This window comes from Amycolatopsis sp. NPDC050768, from assembly GCF_040654155.1.
Taxonomy (GTDB): Bacteria; Actinomycetota; Actinomycetes; order Mycobacteriales; family Pseudonocardiaceae; genus Amycolatopsis.
The window spans coordinates 49,233-67,229 of the sequence record NZ_JBFAHL010000004.1 but is presented as its reverse complement, the minus strand read 5'-3'; the positions used below and the strand labels follow the sequence as shown (position 1 = coordinate 67,229).

Sequence of the window (17,997 nt, the reverse complement as noted above, 5' to 3'; positions counted from 1 at the left end):
CCTCACTCGCCGCGGAACTCGGGGCGACGCTTGGCGCGGAAGGCGGCCAGGCCTTCGGCGAAGTCCTTGGTGGCGAACAACGACGACTGACCGGTCCGCTCCAGCTCGAACGCGCCGTCGAGCTGGGCCAGCGACGAAGCGGCCAACGCCCGCTTCGTCTGCGCGAACGAAGCTGTGGGGCCTTCGGCGAGCTGCTGAGTGAGGCGGGCGACCTCCGCGTCGAAGTCGGCGTCCGGCACGACGTGGGAGATCATGCCCCACTCCAGGGCCTGCGGAGCCGGCACACGCTCGGCCAGCATCGCCATCCGCGCCGCCCGGGCGCGGCCGATGGCGGCGGGCACCAAAGCGGTGGAGCCGCCGTCGGGCATGAGACCGACGTTGGCGAACGCCAGCAGGAAGTACGCCGACTCCCGCGCCACGCACAGGTCCGCGGCCAGCGCGAACGAGCAGCCCACGCCCACGGCCGGGCCGTTCACCGCGGCCACCACCGGCTTCGGGATGTCGCGGAACAGGCGCGTGAGCCGGTTGGCGGCGTCGATCGTGCCCGTGTCCGGGTCGGCTTCGATGTCGCTGCCGGCGAGATCGGCGCCGGCGCAGAAGGCGCGCCCGGCTCCGGTCAGCACGACCACCCGCACGCTCGCGTCGGCCAGCGCTTCCTCCACGGCGTCGCCGGCGCGTACGAGCATCGCGGTCGTCACGGCGTTGAGCCGGTCGGGCCGGTCGAACTCGATGCGCAGCGCGGCACCGTCCTGCTCGATCTTCACTGGCACATCAACTGGCGCGGTCAAGGAAGGCCCCTTTCAGGCGAGTCCGGCGTGGCGGCTGACGTACGCCCGGGCGCGCGTCGGGTCGTAGGTGCGGGCGATCTGCAGTTTCTCCGCCTCCAGCGAACCTTCCGCGTGCGTGGCGAGCACGGCCTGGTAGCCACCGTAGTCGCGGGCGGTGAGGTCGGCGATGAGGTTCAGCAACCGCAGCCGGGGCTCGGCCGGCACGGCGGCCGCGTAGTACTTCTCCAGCACCGCGCGGATCTCCGGGTTCGCCCAGTCCTCACCGCCCGGGCCGGTGGCGAGCAGGCCACCGGCGAGGTCCATGAGCTTCGCCGCCGCGTCGTGGAAGCCGTGCGCGAAGGTGTACTTCGCCGTGTTCACCGCGACGGGGTCGGGCTGCTGGATGCCGTCCTGCCCGGGCCGCGACCGCAGCGCGGCCAGCTCCGCGAGCCCGCGCACCGTCTCGGCGTACGCGATGAGCTGCGTGATCTTGTCCTTCACATGCCCGGCGCGCGCGATGCCGTTGTACTCCGCGATCAGCGACGCCGAGCCCACGAGCAGGTCGAGCAGCGGCAGCTTGTAGTTGATCGCGGTGAACCGGTGATAGTCCACGAACGCGATCGCCAGCGGCCCCGCGAGCTCCGGGCGCCGGTTCAGGAACACGCGCTCCTTCGGTACCCGCACATCGTTGAACACCGTGAGGCTCTCGAGCATCTTGTGCTTCGACGACAACGGGAACTCGAACTCGTTGCGCTCACCGGCGAGGTAGGGCGACACGTAGATGTCCAGGCCCGGCGTGTCGACCGGGATCGCGAACGACACCGCGTAGTCCGCGTCCTCGGGTCCCATCGCGCGCGTCGGCAGCACGATCAGCTCGTCGGCGTTGGCCGAGTACGACGTGTGGCACTTCGCGCCGCGCACGGTGATCGAGTCGGCGTCCTCGTCGACGATCCGCACGTACAGGTCCGGGTCGGCCTGCTGGTGCGGCGCGAGCGAACGGTCGCCCTTCACGTCCGTCTGCGCCACGGCCAGCGCCAGGTCGTCGCGGCACACGCGCTCGTGGAACGCCTTCGCGCGCTCCAGCTCCTCACCTTCGAGCGTGCGCAGCAGCGCGAACATCGCGTCGCTGCCCACCTCCTTGAGCACGATGATCCCGCCGCCCAGCCGGGAGACGGTCTCGATCAGCTCACCGCGTGCCCGCAGCTGTTCGGCCGAACGCGGCACCCGGTAGAACGCCGAGTACCCCTCGGCCACGGCCAGCTCGGGGTGCGACTGCGCGATGTCGAAGCAGTGCGCGGAGTGGTCCACCGCGAGCGTCAGCTCCGGGTGGTCGCCCACGCTCGTCACCCGCTGCCCGCGGTAGAACACGCGACGGCCGTCGCGCAGCCCGTCCCGGTACTCCTTCGCCGTGCGCAAACCCATGTAACGCCTGCCTTTTCGTGAGAGAGGGTGGTCAGTTGGCGGCGGCTAGTCCCGGACGGCCAAGTCCCGGCCGATGATCTCTTTCATGATCTCGGTGGTGCCGCCGTAGATCGTCTGGATGCGGGAGTCCACAAAGGCCCTCGCGACGGGGTACTCCAGCATGTAGCCGTAGCCGCCGTGCAGCTGCAAGCAGCGGTCGACCACGCGCTTCTGCAGCTCGCTGGCCCACCACTTCGCCTTCGCCGCGTCGACCGCGGTGAGGGTGCCGGCGTTGAGCTCGTGCACGCACGCGTCGAGGTACGCGGCCGTCACATCGCGTTCGGTGGCGATCTCCGCGAGCACGAAGCGGGTGTTCTGGAAGTCGCCGATCGCCTTGCCGAACGCCTTGCGGCTGAAGCAGTACTCGCGCGTCTCGGCGAACACCGCGTCGACGCTCGCGAGGCTGCCGACGGCGATCGACATGCGCTCGCGCGGCAGCCGTTCCATCAGGTGCGCGAACCCGCGGCCCTCGGTGCCGAGCAGGTTCGCCACCGGCACGCGTACCTGTTCGAAGAACAGCTCCGCGGTGTCCTGGGCGTGCAGGCCGACCTTGTCGAGCTTGCGTCCGCGCGTGAAGCCGGGGGTGCCGTCCTCGACCACGATCAGGCTGAACCCGCGCGAACCCGCCGCCGGGTCCGTGCGCGCCACCACGATCACGAAATCGGCGTTGATGCCGCTGGTGATGAACGTCTTCTGTCCATTGAGGACCCATTCGCCACCGTCGCGCACGGCCGTGGTGCGCACACCCTGCAGATCGCTGCCCGCGCCGGGCTCGGTCATCGCGATGGCGCCGATCAGCTCGCCCGAAGCCATGCCCGGCAGCCACTTCCGCCGCTGCTCGTCGGTGCCGAGGTCCTGCACGTACGGAATGACAATGTCGTCCTGCAGCCCGAAACTCGAGTGCAGCGAGGCCGCCCCGACCCGCGCCAGTTCCTCGGCCACGACCACGCGGTAGCGGTAGTCCGGCTGCCCGGCGCCGCCGTGCTCCTCGGGTACGGCCAGCCCGATCACGCCCTGCTTGCCGGCAGCGCGCCAGACCTCGCGGTCGATCAGCCGGTCGGCGTCCCACCGGTCGAGGTTCGGCACGACTTCGCGTGCGGTGAACTCCCGGACCAGTTCGCGGTAGGCCTCGTGGTCGGCGGTGAAGAGCTGGCGCTGCACGGTGCCCCCTGCGTCGTCGAAAGTTATCTAACGATCGTTAAACGCGCCCGCCGCTGTCAAGAGACACGGGTCACTGTATATCTAACGATCGCTAAGTTACCTTCGGTGGCGAAACAGAGTCCCGAACCGAACGTAGGCCGAACGAAGGAGTCCGGATGCTGCGCACGCGCTTCTGTGAGGTTTTCGGGGTGGCGCACCCCATCGTCCAAGGCGGCATGCAGTGGGTGGGCCGCGCGGAGCTCGTGGCCGCTGTGGCCAACGCGGGCGCGCTCGGTTTCCTCACCGCGCTCACGCAGCCGACGCCGGAGGATCTGGCGAAGGAGATCGTCCGCTGCCGGGAGCTCACGGACAAACCCTTCGGGGTGAACCTCACGATCCTGCCGTCGATCAACCCGCCGCCGTACGCCGAGTACCGCGACGTGATCACCAGTTCCGGCGTGCCTGTCGTCGAGACCGCCGGGTTCAACCCCGCCGAGCACCTGCCCGCGTTCCGCGCGGCCGGGGTGAAGGTGCTGCACAAGTGCACCAGCGTCCGCCACGCGGTGAAGGCGCAGGCCCTCGGTGTGGACGGCGTTTCCATCGACGGGTTCGAGTGCGCCGGGCACCCCGGCGAGGACGATGTCCCGGGCCTGGTGCTGATCCCCGCCGCGGCCGAGCAGGTCATCATCCCGATGATCGCCTCCGGCGGGTTCGCCGACGGCCGCGGCCTCGTCGCCGCGCTCGCGCTCGGCGCCGACGGCGTCAACATGGGCACCCGGTTCCTCGCCACGGCCGAGGCGCCGGTGCACGACAACGTGAAGCAGCGCCTCGTCGAGGCGACCGAGCGCGACACGGAGCTGATCTTCCGGTCGCTGCGCAACACCGCCCGGGTGGCGTCCAACGCCACGAGCCGAGAGGTGGTCGGCATCCTCGCCGACGGCGGTGGCTTCGACGACGTGCGCGACCTGGTGGCGGGCAGCCGCGGCCGCAAGGTGTACGAGACCGGCGACGTCGACCTCGGCATCTGGTCCGCGGGTGTGGTGCAGGGACTCGTCCACGACGTGCCGACGGTGGCGGAGCTGGTTTCCCGCGTCGTCGCCGAGGCACACGAGATCATCGCCGGCCGCCTGGCCGGCGTGCTGGCCTGAGGAGGACACGGATGGACATCGCGAACACGGTCGCGCTCGTGACCGGCGGGGCGTCGGGGCTGGGCCTGGCCACCGCGAAGGAGCTGCACAAGCGCGGCGCGAAGGTGGTGGTGGTCGATCTGCCCACTTCGGACGGTGCCGCGGTCGCCGCGGAGCTGGACGGCGTGTTCGCCCCGGCCGACGTGACGAGCGAGGCCGACGTGCAGGCCGCCGTCGACACCGCCGCGTCGCTGGGCGACCTGCGGGTGGTCGTGAACTGCGCGGGCATCGGCAACGCGGTGAAGACCGTCGGGAAGAAGGGCACGTTCCCACTGGACGCGTTCACGAAGGTCGTGTCGGTCAACCTGATCGGCACGTTCAACGTGCTCCGGCTGGCCGCCGAGCGCATCGCGGGCGTGGACCCGGTGGCCGACGAACGCGGGGTCATCGTGAACACCGCGTCCGTGGCGGCGTTCGACGGTCAGGTCGGGCAGGCGGCGTATTCGGCGTCGAAGGGCGGGATCGTCGGCATGACGCTGCCGGTCGCGCGCGACCTGGCGAGCCTCAAGATCCGCGTGATGACCATCGCGCCGGGGCTGTTCCGCACGCCGCTGTTCGCGACGCTGCCCGACGAGGCCGTCGAGTCGCTCGGCGCGCAGGTGCCGCACCCGTCCCGGCTGGGTGATCCGGCGGAGTACGCGGCGCTGGCCTGCCATATCGTGGAGAACCCGATGCTCAACGGCGAGACCATCCGGCTCGACGGCGCCATCCGCATGGCCCCGCGCTGAGCCTAGACTCGGCGGGGAAGCTTCCGGACTCGATGGGTGGAACATGGTGCGTGCGCGGGAGGCGGTGGCGTCGGCTTCGGTCTCGATCGAGGTCGAGCCGGGGGCCGGCTGGCGGCACTACGACGAGCTGGAGCTGACGCCCCTGCTCGCCGCCGCGCTCGACGCGTTCTACGAGCACGGTTTTCACGGCACCTCGGTGCGCGACATCGTCCGCCGGGTCGGGCAGACCGTGCCTTCGCTGTACTACCACCACGACAGCAAGGAAGGCGCGTTCGCCGCGTTGCTCGACCTGGGCACCGGCGAAGCCGTCAGCCGGGTCAACGCCGCGGCGGCCGACGCGGCCGGCCCGCGCGAGCAGCTGGTCAACGTCGTCGAAGCCGTGGTGCTGCACATGACGCACCGCACGCGCCTGGCGGCGCTTGACCTCGAGCTGCGGCACCTCTCGCCGGACTCGCGCAAGCGGTACGCCGCGCGCCGCAAGGAGATCGAGACCGTCCTGACCGGCATCATCGAGGACGGCGCGCGCGAGGGTGTGTTCACGGTGGCCCACGCCGAGGAGACGGTGCGGGCCGTGCTGGGCATGTGCCAGTCGATCGCGCGCTGGTACCAGCCCGGTGGCCCGCTGAAGCCCGAAGAGCTCGCCGAGCGGTACGTGGACCTCGCGCTGCGCACGGTCGGTGCGCGGCCGGTGAAGCGCAAACGCTGAGGCGCGTCACGGACGCGGCGCCGGCTCCAGGTACAGGGTGCGCCAGATGACCTCGGTCATGGAATCGGCCAGCGTGTCGTCCTCGGACTCCGGGGTGAAGCGCAGCGTCTGGTGGCACGTGCGCTCGACCATCCACGTGAGCGCGGAAGCCGTGGCGCGCACGGGCATCGGGGCGATCGTGCCGGCGGCCTGACCGCGTTCGATGATCGCCGCGATGGCGTCGACGAGGCCATCCATGATGCCGCGGTAGAGCTCGTCGACCTCGGAGTCGTAGGCCGCCATCTCGATCACGGCGTAGAGCACCGAACGGTGGTTGCGGTAGCGGGCGATGATCTCCGTGATCGACGCCCGCAGGTCCTCCGGATCGCGCGCGTCGGCGCTGTCCCACCAGCGTTGCGCGGCCTCGGTGAGGTCGGCGAACACGTGCTGGGCGAACAGCCGCAGCAGCTGGCCCTTGTCCTCGAAGTAGACGTAGAAGGTGGCACGCGAGATGCCGCCCTCGGACGCCAGGCGGTCGACGCTCAGCTCGGTGAACGTGAGTCCCTCGCCCATGAGGCGCTCGGTGGCCTCCAGCAACTGACGGCCGAGCGTCTCCCGGCGCTGCTGCTTGCGAGCGGTCTGGGGCTTGCGGGTCACCGACGGCATCCAGCCTCCTTTTCTTCGCTCTCACCCTACCGGCTCGCAACTCGAATTGACTGGACAGAGAATCCAGACATACTGTCTTGACAACATGTGAGCTGGGCCATACGCTCAACTTAACGAACGCTAGATAGCTCTTCCGAGGTCACAGCCGACCGGTTCGGGCGCCCGCGGCGCACCGGTCGACTCCCCGTCCGGTTCCCCCGCCAGGAGCGCCCATGTACCCCGGTGTCCACGCCGAGCAGTTCCCCGACAAGCCCGCCGTCGTCGTGGCGGGCGGCGAGGTGCTCACGTACGGGCAGCTGGAGGAGCGTTCGGCGCGGCTGGCGCGCTACCTGCACGACGCGGGGCTGCGCCGCGGCGACCACATCGCGCTCCTTTCGGGAAATGACCCGAAAGTGTTCGAGGTCTACTGGGCCGCGCTGCGCTCGGGCCTCTACATCACCGCCGTGAACCGGCACCTGTCGCCGGCCGAGGTCGCCTACATCGTCGACGACTGCGGCGCCGAGGCGCTGATCGTGTCGGCCGGGCTCGCCGACGTGGCCGAGGCCGTCGTCGCGGACACGCCGAAGGTGCGCATCCGCCTGGCGTACCGGGCAAGCGTGGCCGGGTACGAGTCCTATGAGGACGCGCTGGCGAGCACGTCGGCCGAGCCGCTGCCGGAGCAGCCGCGGGGCATGGACATGCTCTACTCGTCCGGCACCACCGGTCGGCCCAAGGGGATCAAGCCGCCGCTGCCCGAGCGCCGGGTCGACGAGCCGGGTGACGTCTACACCGCGGTTTTCGGGCCCCTGTACGGGTTCGGCCCCGACACGGTCTACCTCTCGCCCGCGCCGATCTACCACGCGGCGCCGCTGCGCTTCGGCGGTGTGGTGCAGGCGCTGGGCGGCACGGTGGTACTGATGGAGAAGTTCGACGCGGAGCAAGCGCTTTCCGCGATCGAGACCCACCGCGTGACGCACAGCCAGTGGGTGCCGACGATGTTCGTCCGCATGCTCAAGCTCCGCGAAGCCACGCGCGCGAAGTACGACCTGTCGAGCCAGCGCGCGGCCATCCACGCCGCGGCGCCGTGTCCGGTCGACGTCAAGCGCGCCATGATCGACTGGTGGGGCCCGGTCCTGCACGAGTACTACTCGTCCACCGAGGGCAGCGGCATCACGTTCATCGACAGCGAGCAGTGGCTGCGCAAGCCCGGCTCGGTCGGGCCGGCCGGCGTCGGCGTGCTCCGGATCTGCGGCGAGGACGGCGAAGAGCTGCCGGCGGGCGGCATCGGCACCGTCTACTTCGAACGCGACGCGCTGCCGTTTGCCTACCACAACGACCCGGGCAAGACCGCCGAAGCGCAGCACCCGGAGCACCCGACGTGGACCACCACCGGCGACGTCGGCTACGTCGACGAGGACGGCTTCCTGTTCCTCACCGACCGCAAGGCCTTCATGATCATCTCCGGCGGGGTGAACATCTACCCGCAGGAGATCGAGAACGCGCTGACGCTGCACCCGAAGGTGCTCGACGTCGCCGTGGTCGGCGTGCCCGACCCGGAGATGGGCGAGGCGGTGCAGGCGTTCGTCGAACCCGCGGGCGAGGCCGCGCCCGGGCTCGGCGACGAGCTGCGCGAGTACCTGCGCGAACGCATCGCGCACTACAAGGTCCCCCGGGCGTTCACCTTCGTGGACCGGCTGCCCCGCACTCCCACCGGGAAGCTCGTCAAGGGCGAGCTCACCCGCTGACCGACCACCTCGGACTCACCAGGAGCGAGAAGATCATGCAGATCAAGGCCGCGGTGCTGCGCGCCGCCGACGGGCCCTACCGGATCGAGGACGTCGAGCTGCCCGCCCCGAGCACGGACCAGGTGCTGGTGCGCATCGCCGGCGCCGGGCTCTGTCACACGGACCTGCTGCCGCGCGCGCCGGGTTTCCTGGCCGCGCCGCCGATCATCACCGGGCACGAAGGCTCGGGGATCGTCGAGGCCGTGGGCGCCGACGTCACGAGCCTGGCGCCGGGTGACCACGTGGTGCTCTCGTTCGACTTCTGCGGCCACTGCGCCAACTGCGTCGCCGGGCACCCGTCGTACTGCGAGACCTTCTTCCCACGCAACCTCACCGGCCACGACCCGGACGGCGGGCAGCCGGTGCTCGACGCCGCCGGCGAGGCCGTGGCCGCCCGCTGGTTCGGGCAGTCGTCGTTCGCCTCGCACTCGGTGGTCGCCGCACGCAACGCGGTGAAGGTCGACCCGGAGCTGCCGCTGGAGCTGCTCGGCCCGCTCGGCTGCGGCATCCAGACCGGCGCGGCCTCGGTGTTCAGCGCGCTCGGCGTGGCGCCCGGCACGAGTTTCGTCGTGTTCGGCGCCGGCGGCGTGGGCCTGTCCGCGGTGATGGCCGCGCGGGTGGCCGGTGCCGCGCGGATCGTCGCCGTGGACCTCAACCCGCGCCGGCTGGAGCTGGCGAAGGAGCTCGGCGCCACGCACGTCGTCGACGGCGCCGCGGCCGACCTGGTCGAGCAGCTGCTCGCGGCCACGGGCGGCGCTCAGTACACGCTGGACACCACCGGCGTGCCGTCGGTGATCACCACGGCGATCGCGGTGCTGCGCCCGACCGGCACCTGCGGGCTCGTCGGGGTGCAGCAGGGCGACCTGGTGCTCGACCCGACGGCGCTCGCCGTGGGCCGCAACGTGATGGGAATCCTCGAGGGCGACGCTGTGCCGCAAGTGATGATCCCGCGGCTGATCGAGCTGTGGCGCCAGGGCCGGTTCCCGTTCGACCGGCTCGTGGAGACGTTCCCGTTCGAGGAGATCAACGAAGCCGAGCAGGCGAGCCTGAAGGGCGAGGTCGTGAAGCCCGTCCTGGTTCCCTCCGCGCGGAAGGAGTGAGCACGTGAAGATCGTCGTGGACCGCGCCCGCTGCACCGGGCTGGGCATCTGCGAGTCGTTCGCGCCCGAGGTGTTCGAGGTGGACGACAACGGTGACCTGGTCCTCTCGTCCGAGACCGTGCCCGACGGGCTGGAGTCCGAAGTGGAGCAAGCCGTGACGGGGTGCCCGACCGAGGCACTGAGGCTTGAGAAGTGACGGGGCTTGAGAAGTGACGGGGCTTGAGAAGTGACACGTCTCGTGGTGGTCGGCGCCTCCCTGGCCGGGCTGCGGGCCGTGGAGGGCGCGCGCAAGGCCGGGTTCACCGGGCCCGTCACGCTCGTCGGCGCCGAGGAACACCTGCCCTACGACCGGCCGCCGCTGTCGAAAGCGTTCCTCGACGGGCCGGTCGCCGCGCCGGTGTTCCGCGAGGAGCAGGTGCTGCGGGACGAGCTCGGCGTCGAGCTCGTGCTCGGCACCCGGGCGCACGCGCTGGACCCGGCCGAGCGCGTGGTGCACGCGGGCGAGAAGGAGATCCCGTACGACGGCCTTGTGATCGCCACCGGCGCGACCGCCCGGACGCTGCCCGGCACGAGCCACCTGGCCGGCGTGCACACGCTGCGCACCCTCGACGACGCGCTCGCCGTGCGCGCGGCCCTCGACGCCGGTGCGCGCACGGTGGTGATCGGCGCTGGGTTCATCGGCTCGGAAGTCGCTTCGGCAGCGCGCAAACGCGGTCTCCCGGTGACCGTGGTGGAGGCCGCGCCGACGCCGTTGATGCGCGCGATCGGCGCCATGGGAGAACCGTGCTCGGCGCTGCACCGAGCGAACGGCACGGACCTGCGCTGCGGCGTCGCCGTGACCGGCGTCGAAGGCCACGACCGTGTCGAGCGCGTGGGGCTGGCCGACGGCACGACGCTGGACGCCGACCTCGTCGTGGTCGGCGCCGGCGCGGTCCCGGCCACGGACTGGCTCGCGGGCAGCGGCCTCACGCTGGAGGACGGTGTGGTGTGCGACGAGACGCTCGCGACCGGGCTGCCCGGCGTGTACGCCGCGGGTGACGTCGCCCGGTGGGCCAACCCGTTGTTCGGCCGGGCCATGCGCCTGGAGCACTGGAGCAGCGCCGCGGAGCAGGGGGCCGCGGCGGGCGTTGCCGCCGCGTTGCCGGGGGCGGCCAAGCCGTACGAGACCGTGCCCTACTTCTGGTCCGACTGGTACGACAGCCGCATCCAGTTCGCCGGCGTGCCCGACGCCGACGAGACCCAGGTGGTGCTCGGCGATCCGGACGAGGGCCGGTTCGTCGCGCTGTACCGCTCCGGCGACCGCCTCACCGGCGTGCTCGCGGTGAACAAACAGCGGGAGATCATGAAGTTCCGGGCCCTCATCGCCCGCCGCACCGACTGGTCCGGCGCGCTCGACTTCGCCGCCCGGCGGCGGGAACCCGTGTCCGAAGGAGTGCGCTGATGCACGAACACGAAGCCCTGTACATCGACGGCGCGTGGGTGCGCCCGGCCGGCGGTGCCACGCTCGCCGTGATCTCGCCGGACACGGAGGAACGCATCGGCACGGTGCCGCTCGCCGGAGAGTCCGAAGTGGACTCCGCCGTCGCCGCCGCCGGCCGCGCGCTGCGGTCCGCGGAGTGGGGCGGGCTCACGCCGGAGGCCCGGTCCGGGCTGCTGATGGCGTTCGCCGAGGAGCTGGGCAAGAACGTGGCCCAGCGCGCCGAGCTCACCACGATCCAGAACGGCATGCCGATCACCGTCGCCACCGCCGCGGAGGGGGCCGGCCCGGTCGGGATCCTGCAGTACTACGCCGCGCTCGGGGCCGCGCCCGCCGAGGAGCGCCGGCCGAGGCTGGACGGGCAGGGCGTGACCGTGGTGCGCAAGGAGCCGGTCGGCGTCGTCGCGCTCGTGGTGCCGTGGAACTTCCCGCAGGTGCTCACGATGTTCAAGCTCGCGCCGGCCCTGGCCGCGGGCTGCACCGTGGTGCTCAAGCCCTCGCCCGAGACCACTTTGGACGCTTTGGAGCTGGCGGCCACCGCCGAGCGCGCCGGCCTGCCCGCGGGCGTGCTGAACGTGATCTCCGGCGGCGCCGACATCGGCGAGTACCTCGTGACGCACCCGGGCGTGCGGAAGGTCGCGTTCACCGGGTCCACGCCGGTGGGCCGCAAGATCGGCGAGGCCTGCGGCCGCCTGCTGCGTCCCGTCACGCTGGAGCTGGGCGGGAAGTCGGCGGCGATCGTGCTCGACGACGCCGATCTGGCGGCCACCGTGCAGGGCCTGGCCACCGCGAGCCTGCTCAACAACGGCCAGACCTGCTACCTCTCCACGCGCATCCTCGCCCCGCGTTCGCGCCACGACGAGGTCGTCGCCGCGCTGTCCGGGCTGGCGTCCGCGCTGACCGTCGGCGACCCGCTCGACCCGGGCACGCACATCGGCCCGCTCGTCAGCGACAAGCAGCGGCGCAGGGTCGAGGAGTACGTGGCCGTGGGCCGCGAGTCCGGTGCGACGCTCGCCGCCGGCGGTGGGCGCCCCGACCGTGACCGCGGCTGGTACGTGCAGCCGACCGTGTTCGGCGGCGTCGACAACGGCAGCCGGATCGCGCGGGAGGAGATCTTCGGCCCGGTGCTCACGGTGATCCCGTACGGCGACGTCGACGAAGCGGTCTCGATCGCCAACGACTCCGACTACGGCCTCGGCGGCACCATCTGGACCTCCGACGTGGAGAAGGGTCTCGACGTGGCGCGCCGCGTCGAGACCGGCAGCGTCGGCGTGAACTTCTACGACCTCGACCTGGGCGCTCCGTTCGGCGGCGTGAAGGCCAGCGGCGTCGGCCGCGAGCTCGGGCCCGAGGGCCTGGCCGCCTACCAGCAGCTCAAGTCCGTCTACTTGGGACAGGAGATTCCCGCATGACCGCCATCGTGACCCCGCAGCCGCCCGAGTACGACGAGATCGACCTTTCGTCGCGGGCCTTCTGGTCGACCCGCGCCGCCGACCGCGAGCGCAGTTTCGCGGCGCTGCGCCAGGAGCGTCCGGTGTCGTGGCACCGGCCGGTCGAGGACGCGCTGATGGAGGACCCCGAGGACCCCGGCTATTGGGCCGTGGTCCGCCACGCCGACATCGTCGAGGTGAGCCGCCGCAACGACGTGTTCGTGTCCGGCCAGGGCGTGATGTTCGAGAACATCCCCGAGGAGATGCTCGAGGCGTCGCAGTCGTTCCTGGCGATGGACCCGCCGCGGCACACGAAGATCCGCAAGCTCGTCAGCGCGGCGTTCACCCCGAAGCAGGTGCGCCGCATCGAGGAGCAGATCAAGGCCAACGCGGCCGACATCGTCCGTGAGCTGGCCGAGGCGGGCAGTGGCGCCGACTTCGTACGCCAGTGTTCCGGGCAGCTGCCGATCCGGACGTTGTCGGACATGGTCGGCATCCCCCAGGCCCACCGCGAGAGCGTGGCCCACGCCGCCGACGCGTCGGTGTCCTGGGCCGACCCGGTCTACCTGGCCGGGCGCGACCCGATCGACATGATCTTCGAGGCCCAGATGACGCTGCACGGCGTGGCGTTCGAGATGGCCGAGCACCGCCGCGCCCACCCGGCCGAGGACCTGATGACCAACCTCGTACAGGCCGAAGTGGACGGTGAGCGCCTCACCGACGAGGAGATCGCGGCGTTCTTCGTGCTGCTGTCGGTGGCCGGCAACGACACCACCCGCCAGACCACCAGCCACACCCTGCGCGCGCTCACCGACTTCCCGGAGCAGCGCGAGTGGCTGATGGCCGACTTCGACGGCCGCATCGGCAGCGCGCTCGAGGAGTTCGTCCGCTGGGCCTCGCCGGTGATGACCTTCCGCCGCACGGCCGTCGCGGATTTCGAGCTGGGCGGGCAGCGGATCAGCATCGGCGAGAAGGTGGTGATGTTCTACGCGTCCGGCAACTTCGACCCCGAGGTGTTCGACGAGCCGGGCCGCTTCGACTTGAGCCGCAGCCCCAACCCGCACGTGAGCTTCGGCGGGGGCGGCGCCCACTTCTGCCTGGGCAACCAGGTCGCCAAGGCTCAGCTGCGCGCCCTGTTCGGCGAGCTGCTGCGCACCCTGCCGACCATCACCGCCGGCGAGCCCGACTACCTGGCCGGCAACTTCGTGCACGCCGTGCGCGCCATGCCCTGTCACTTCTGAGCAGCAGTTCCTCCAGCAGCCCGAACAGACCGGAGACCAGCCATGCCCGCGTTCAGCAAGCCCGAAGAGATCTACCAGTACATCGGCGGCATCTTCGAGACCGCGTTCGCCGACGCCGACCTCGCCGCCAAGCTCGCCGGCACCGGACTGGTGCTGAAGATGGTGTGCACCAACCCGGAGTCCGCGCTGCTGATCGACACGCAGAACCGCCGTGTGGTCGGTGACGCGTTCGACGCCCCGGCCGACGCGACCATGACGATGGACAGCGAGGTCGCCAACGGCTACTGGCAGGGCAAGGTGAACCTCACGTTCGCCATGGCCCGCGGCAAGGTCAAAGTGGACGGTCCGGTGTCGAAGCTGATCAAGATCGCCCCGCTGTCGAAGAGGCTCTTCCCCGTGTACGTCGAAAAGCTGCGCGCCGACGGGCGCGAGGACCTGATCGTCGACTGAGCCGGGAAGGGCGAGCGCAACGGTGGGTGCGGAAGTCGTCGTCGAGGGCCTGACGAAGTCGTTCGGGCGCCAGACGATCTGGCGGGACGTGACCCTCACCCTGCCCCGCGTGAGGTGTCCGTCCTGCTGGGTCCCTCGGGAACCGGGAAGTCGGTGTTCCTCAAGTCGCTGATCGGGCTGCTCAAGCCCGACCGCGGCCGCTGCGTGGTCGACGGCGTCGACGTGGTCACGTGCTCGGAGCACCGCCTCTACGAGGTGCGCAAGCTGTTCGGGGTGCTGTTCCAGGACGGCGCGCTGTTCGGCTCCATGACCTTGTTCGACAACATCGCGTTCCCGCTGCGCGAGCACACCCGCAAGTCGGAGACCGAGATCCGGCGGATCGTGCACGAGAAGCTGGAGATCACGGGCCTGGCCGGCGCCGACCGCAAGCTGTCCGGCGAGATCTCCGGCGGCATGCGCAAACGCGCCGGGCTGGCCCGCGCGCTGGTGCTCGACCCGGAGATCGTGCTCGTCGACGAGCCCGACTCCGGCCTGGACCCGGTGCGCACCACCTACATCTCGCAGCTGTTCCTCGACGTCAACGCCCAGAGCGACGCGACGTTCCTCATCGTCACGCGCAACATCAACCTCGCCCGGACCGTGCCCGACAACCTCGGCATGCTCTTCCGCCGCGAGCTCGTGATGTTCGGGCCGCGGGAAGTGCTGCTGACCAGTGAGGAGCCCGTGGTGCGCCAGTTCCTCAACGGCCGCATGGACGGCCCGATCGGCATGAGCGAGGAGAAGGACTCGGCGACCATGGCCGCGGAACGCGCGAAGTTCGCCGCCGGGCACCACGCAGGTGGCGTCGAAGAGGTCGCCGGCATCCCGCCGCAGATGCAGCTCGCGCCCGGTCTGCCGGCGCGGCCGGGTGAGGCGCGGCGCAAGGAACGCGTGCTGCGGCTCCTGCCGACACTGCCCGAGGCGGCACAGGACGGGATCCTCGCGTCGCTGACCCCCGAGGAACGCCGCCGCTACGGCGTGGACCGCCTGGACCGCGTGGACCAGGGCCGCCACCGCGTCGAGGAGGTCTTGTGAGCACCGCGTGGACGTTTCCCGGCTCGCGCGCGTTCGGCCACACCGGCCGGATGTTCGCGCTCGGCCTGGACGTGCTGCGGCTCGTGCCGCGCCGGCCGTTCCAGACGCGCGAGTTCGTGGGCCAGTTCTGGTTCGTGGCGAGCGTGTCGATCCTGCCGAGCGCGCTGGTGGCGATCCCGTTCGGTGCGGTGATCGCGTTGCAGCTCGGGTCGCTGACCAAGCAGCTGGGCGCGCAGACGTTCACCGGCGCCGCGGGGGTGCTGGCCACGCTGACCGAGACCGGCCCACAGCTCAGCGTGCTGCTCGCGAATCTGCTGACCACCGCCGACGTCATCGCCCCCCGCCGCGACGGCATCGAGGACATCCTGGTGTCGTACCCGCAGCTGATGACCCTCGCCAACACCGTCGTCCCCGGCGACGGCACCGCGCACCTGGGCTTGGTGCTCAACTTCTTCGACCCGTACGTCTGCACGCGCGGCCACGAGAACACCGTCCGCCGGCCGGCTGACCAGGTTTCCCAGGCGCCGGCGAACACCACGGCGTACTGCGCTCTGCCGCCGGGCAGCCCGAGTTCGGTGCGGGGTTCGCAGAACGCTCCCTACGGCGGGAAGCCGCTGGCGGTGCCGCCTCCCGCTGTCGCGTCTTCCGGCGGCTCTCCCTCCGGCGGTGTGCCTCTGCCGGGTCTGCTCGGCGTTCCGGCGCTTTCCGGGCCCACGTCGTTGGCCGGCCTGCTCGGCCTTTCCGGTGCGAAGTGAGGATTCCCGTGCGGTTTATCGCGGCTTCCGCTGCCGGCCCGTCCCTGCCCGGTTCGCCCGACACCACGACCTCGGCCGGCTCCCTCGGCTTGTCTCGCGCGAAATGAGGACTCCCATGCGTTTCACCGCAAAACGACTGGCCGCGACGGCCGTGGTGATCGCCGCCTTGGCCGCCGCCGGCACCGGCTGGTGGTGGGCCGCGGCGGCCCACAGCGACCCGGTCTCGACCGCCGCCGACCGCGAGGCGGCCGAGTCCGCGGGCGAAACCGCCGTCGCCACGCTCACCACCGCGAACTACAGCACCGCGGACGCCGACCTGCGCAAGTGGGAGACGGTCACCACCGGCCCCTGCTCGACCAGATCCGCGCGGGCCACGCCCAGGGCGTCACCGCCCTGCAGACCGCCAAGAGCACCACCACCGCCCGCGTCCTCGACGCCGCGCTGTCCCAGCTCGACCCGCAGGCCGGCACCGCGCAGCTCATGGCCGTCGTGGAAGTCACCGCGCGCCAGGGCACCACCCCCGCGGCCGTCAAGCGCAACCGCTTCCAGGCGACCGTCACGCGGACTCCGGACGGCTGGAAGCTGTCCGCCGTCCAGCCGGTCACCGTCAGCCTCTGAGACCCTTCCGTACGGATTCCCGCCATGGCCCTCACCCGCCACCGCCCGCCGTCCCCCGCCCGCGCCGCACCGCGGTCGCCGGGAAACCCCGCGCCGCGCAGCCTTCGGCGGCGTCTGCCGTCGACGTGATCGAGCCGGCCGCGGGGCCGGACCTCGCCGCCGAGCCCGAGGCCGCCGCGCCGGACTCGGGAATCGAGTCGAAGGCTCGTGGTGCCTTCGCGCCGGACTCCGATGCCGCGTCGGGCAGCCGCACTGCCGCCACGAGCAGCCACGATGCCGCGCCGCGCAGCCTCACTGCCGCCACACCTGAGGCTGGCGCCGAGGAGCTGTCGGCCGAACCCACCGAAGAACCGGCAACTGCCGCGCCCGGCAAACCTCGCCGCAACCGCGTCGTCCTGGGCCTGTCGGCCCTGACCGTCGTCCTCCTGGCCGCCGCCGGCTGGTTCGCCTTCGAGGCCCACCATTCCACGACCTCCGGTCCGGCCGCCGACACCGCCTTCTCCGACAGCGCCGCCACCTCCGCCGTCACCGGCCAGCTCAGCGCCGCCTTCGAGGCCGTCTTCTCCCTCGACTACCAGGACGTCGCCAAAACCGACCGCGCCGCCGATCAGTACCTCACCGGCAACGCCGTCACCCAGTACCGGCAGTTGCTTTCGGCGGTCCAGCAGCAGGCCGTCCCCAACCACCTCACGCTCACCAGCCGCGTCCGCACCATCGGCATCAAGAACATCACCGGTACCACCGCCCACGTCCTCGTCTTCGCCGACCAGACGACCTCCCGCGCCGGCACCCCCGACACCTCCAGCGGCGGCGCGCAGGTCCGCCTCACCGCCACGGAAGACAACGGGCACTGGCGCATCAGCGACATCGCCGTCCTGTAAGAGAAAACTGGCCGTTCGGTTCGCCGCGACGACCCGTTCGACCACCGTGCCGACCCGCGCGGCCGCGAAGTTGATCTTGGCCCCGCCGGCTTCTTACGTTCGTCGCAGAAGCCGGGCGAGGGGAGCGTCGACGGACATCCGCGGGTACGAGCCGGGGCCGATCACAGCGGAAGCCGCCTTCACCTCCGATTTCGCGCTCCCCGGTCAGCTTCGGCTGCGGCAGATCGCGGACCTGGTGGAGGCCGACCGGCCCGCCATGGACGTCCGCCCCGGGATGCGGCACAAGTACCTGCCGCTGCGATTCGACCCCGTCGCCGGAGTCCCTCAGGTCGGTGGCCGCTACTTGTTCGACGCGTGGTCGAACGCGCTGGACTACGAGCGGTTCACCACCGAGGAGCTGGAGTTCGAGCCGGGGGTGAAGTTCTGGGATCGCCCGTTCTTCCTCGGCGTCGTGCGCCACGTCTGGCACGTGATCGGAGCGCACGACCTCACCGCGCTCGCGAGCACCCACCACGTCAACCGGTTCGAAAATGGCATCTCGGCGAGCCGAGTCCGTTACTGCGAAACAAAACTG

Annotated in this window: 17 protein-coding genes and 1 pseudogene; 14 read left to right on the top strand and 4 right to left on the bottom strand. The window is 71.1% G+C overall.

Annotated elements, in window-relative coordinates:
* Positions 1-2 precede the first annotated feature (2 nt).
* The 3 genes from AB0H62_RS13355 to AB0H62_RS13345 are packed head-to-tail and all read right to left on the bottom strand — an operon-like array spanning position 3 to position 3,389.
* Entirely contained in the window at positions 3-764 is a 762-nt protein-coding gene (locus AB0H62_RS13355; RefSeq protein WP_220242000.1) for an enoyl-CoA hydratase, read from the bottom strand.
* A 36-nt stretch (positions 765-800) separates the two neighbouring features.
* Positions 801-2,189 (bottom strand): 4-hydroxyphenylacetate 3-hydroxylase N-terminal domain-containing protein, encoded by a 1,389-nt coding sequence (locus tag AB0H62_RS13350; RefSeq protein WP_220241999.1) that lies wholly within the window; start codon positions 2,187-2,189, stop codon positions 801-803.
* Between the two features lie 45 nt (positions 2,190-2,234).
* On the bottom strand, positions 2,235-3,389 hold the full coding sequence (locus AB0H62_RS13345; RefSeq protein WP_220241998.1) for an acyl-CoA dehydrogenase family protein: 1,155 nt from the start codon (positions 3,387-3,389) through the stop codon (positions 2,235-2,237).
* Positions 3,390-3,544: 155 nt separating this feature from the next.
* Here AB0H62_RS13345 and AB0H62_RS13340 point away from each other — a divergent pair, with 155 nt between their 5' ends.
* Genes AB0H62_RS13340 through AB0H62_RS13330 form a run of 3 tightly spaced genes read left to right on the top strand, consistent with a single transcriptional unit; the run spans position 3,545 to position 5,989 of the window.
* Positions 3,545-4,516 (top strand): nitronate monooxygenase family protein, encoded by a 972-nt coding sequence (locus AB0H62_RS13340; protein ID WP_360586100.1) that lies wholly within the window; start codon positions 3,545-3,547, stop codon positions 4,514-4,516.
* A gap of 11 nt (positions 4,517-4,527) precedes the next feature.
* Positions 4,528-5,283 (top strand): 3-hydroxyacyl-CoA dehydrogenase, encoded by a 756-nt coding sequence (locus tag AB0H62_RS13335; protein WP_360586098.1) that lies wholly within the window; start codon positions 4,528-4,530, stop codon positions 5,281-5,283.
* Positions 5,284-5,326: 43 nt separating this feature from the next.
* The gene (locus tag AB0H62_RS13330) at positions 5,327-5,989 is read left to right on the top strand and encodes a TetR/AcrR family transcriptional regulator (RefSeq protein ID WP_220241995.1); all 663 of its coding nucleotides are present in this window, start codon (positions 5,327-5,329) and stop codon (positions 5,987-5,989) included.
* A gap of 6 nt (positions 5,990-5,995) precedes the next feature.
* Here AB0H62_RS13330 and AB0H62_RS13325 read toward each other — a convergent pair whose 3' ends face one another.
* A complete protein-coding gene (locus AB0H62_RS13325) occupies positions 5,996-6,634 on the bottom strand; it encodes a TetR/AcrR family transcriptional regulator (protein ID WP_220241994.1) in 639 nt (212 codons plus the stop codon).
* Positions 6,635-6,846: 212 nt separating this feature from the next.
* On the opposite strand from AB0H62_RS13325, the gene AB0H62_RS13320 reads away from it, so the two are divergent.
* The 11 genes and pseudogenes from AB0H62_RS13320 to AB0H62_RS13270 all read left to right on the top strand — a co-directional run bounded on the left by AB0H62_RS13320 (position 6,847) and on the right by AB0H62_RS13270 (position 17,423).
* Positions 6,847-8,358: an acyl-CoA synthetase gene (locus AB0H62_RS13320; protein WP_360586095.1), complete on the top strand. Its 1,512-nt coding sequence runs from the start codon at positions 6,847-6,849 to the stop codon at positions 8,356-8,358.
* A 35-nt stretch (positions 8,359-8,393) separates the two neighbouring features.
* A complete protein-coding gene (locus AB0H62_RS13315; protein WP_360586093.1) occupies positions 8,394-9,497 on the top strand; it encodes an NAD(P)-dependent alcohol dehydrogenase in 1,104 nt (367 codons plus the stop codon).
* Positions 9,498-9,501: 4 nt separating this feature from the next.
* Positions 9,502-9,693: a ferredoxin gene (locus AB0H62_RS13310; protein ID WP_220241991.1), complete on the top strand. Its 192-nt coding sequence runs from the start codon at positions 9,502-9,504 to the stop codon at positions 9,691-9,693.
* A gap of 30 nt (positions 9,694-9,723) precedes the next feature.
* Positions 9,724-10,938, top strand: a complete 1,215-nt coding sequence (locus AB0H62_RS13305) for an FAD-dependent oxidoreductase (protein ID WP_360586090.1) — start codon at positions 9,724-9,726, stop codon at positions 10,936-10,938.
* Positions 10,938-12,386 (top strand): aldehyde dehydrogenase, encoded by a 1,449-nt coding sequence (locus AB0H62_RS13300; RefSeq protein ID WP_360586088.1) that lies wholly within the window; start codon positions 10,938-10,940, stop codon positions 12,384-12,386. The genes AB0H62_RS13305 and AB0H62_RS13300 overlap by 1 nt, the downstream gene beginning before the upstream one ends.
* Positions 12,383-13,645 (top strand): cytochrome P450, encoded by a 1,263-nt coding sequence (locus AB0H62_RS13295; RefSeq protein WP_360586086.1) that lies wholly within the window; start codon positions 12,383-12,385, stop codon positions 13,643-13,645. Before AB0H62_RS13300 ends, AB0H62_RS13295 begins: the two co-directional genes overlap by 4 nt.
* 42 nt (positions 13,646-13,687) lie before the next feature.
* Complete coding sequence (locus AB0H62_RS13290; protein WP_360586084.1) at positions 13,688-14,095, top strand: SCP2 sterol-binding domain-containing protein; 408 nt, start codon at positions 13,688-13,690, stop codon at positions 14,093-14,095.
* 22 nt (positions 14,096-14,117) lie between these two features.
* Positions 14,118-15,169 (top strand): annotated as a pseudogene (locus tag AB0H62_RS13285) (ATP-binding cassette domain-containing protein).
* Between the two features lie 50 nt (positions 15,170-15,219).
* Positions 15,220-15,924, top strand: a complete 705-nt coding sequence (locus AB0H62_RS13280; RefSeq protein ID WP_360586641.1) for an ABC transporter permease — start codon at positions 15,220-15,222, stop codon at positions 15,922-15,924.
* A gap of 324 nt (positions 15,925-16,248) precedes the next feature.
* Entirely contained in the window at positions 16,249-16,542 is a 294-nt protein-coding gene (locus AB0H62_RS13275; RefSeq protein ID WP_360586082.1) for a hypothetical protein, read from the top strand.
* A 125-nt stretch (positions 16,543-16,667) separates the two neighbouring features.
* The gene (locus AB0H62_RS13270) at positions 16,668-17,423 is read left to right on the top strand and encodes a hypothetical protein (protein ID WP_360586080.1); all 756 of its coding nucleotides are present in this window, start codon (positions 16,668-16,670) and stop codon (positions 17,421-17,423) included.
* Positions 17,424-17,997 lie beyond the last annotated feature (574 nt).

Coding starts and splice junctions, on each gene's coding strand:
- AB0H62_RS13350 (WP_220241999.1), bottom strand. CDS start 2,189: ATGGGTTTGCGCACGGCGAAGGAGTACCGGGACGGGCTGCGCGACGGC.
- AB0H62_RS13340 (WP_360586100.1), top strand. CDS start 3,545: ATGCTGCGCACGCGCTTCTGTGAGGTTTTCGGGGTGGCGCACCCCATC.
- AB0H62_RS13335 (WP_360586098.1), top strand. CDS start 4,528: ATGGACATCGCGAACACGGTCGCGCTCGTGACCGGCGGGGCGTCGGGG.
- AB0H62_RS13330 (WP_220241995.1), top strand. CDS start 5,327: ATGGTGCGTGCGCGGGAGGCGGTGGCGTCGGCTTCGGTCTCGATCGAG.
- AB0H62_RS13325 (WP_220241994.1), bottom strand. CDS start 6,634: ATGCCGTCGGTGACCCGCAAGCCCCAGACCGCTCGCAAGCAGCAGCGC.
- AB0H62_RS13320 (WP_360586095.1), top strand. CDS start 6,847: ATGTACCCCGGTGTCCACGCCGAGCAGTTCCCCGACAAGCCCGCCGTC.
- AB0H62_RS13315 (WP_360586093.1), top strand. CDS start 8,394: ATGCAGATCAAGGCCGCGGTGCTGCGCGCCGCCGACGGGCCCTACCGG.
- AB0H62_RS13300 (WP_360586088.1), top strand. CDS start 10,938: ATGCACGAACACGAAGCCCTGTACATCGACGGCGCGTGGGTGCGCCCG.
- AB0H62_RS13295 (WP_360586086.1), top strand. CDS start 12,383: ATGACCGCCATCGTGACCCCGCAGCCGCCCGAGTACGACGAGATCGAC.
- AB0H62_RS13290 (WP_360586084.1), top strand. CDS start 13,688: ATGCCCGCGTTCAGCAAGCCCGAAGAGATCTACCAGTACATCGGCGGC.
- AB0H62_RS13280 (WP_360586641.1), top strand. CDS start 15,220: ATGTTCGCGCTCGGCCTGGACGTGCTGCGGCTCGTGCCGCGCCGGCCG.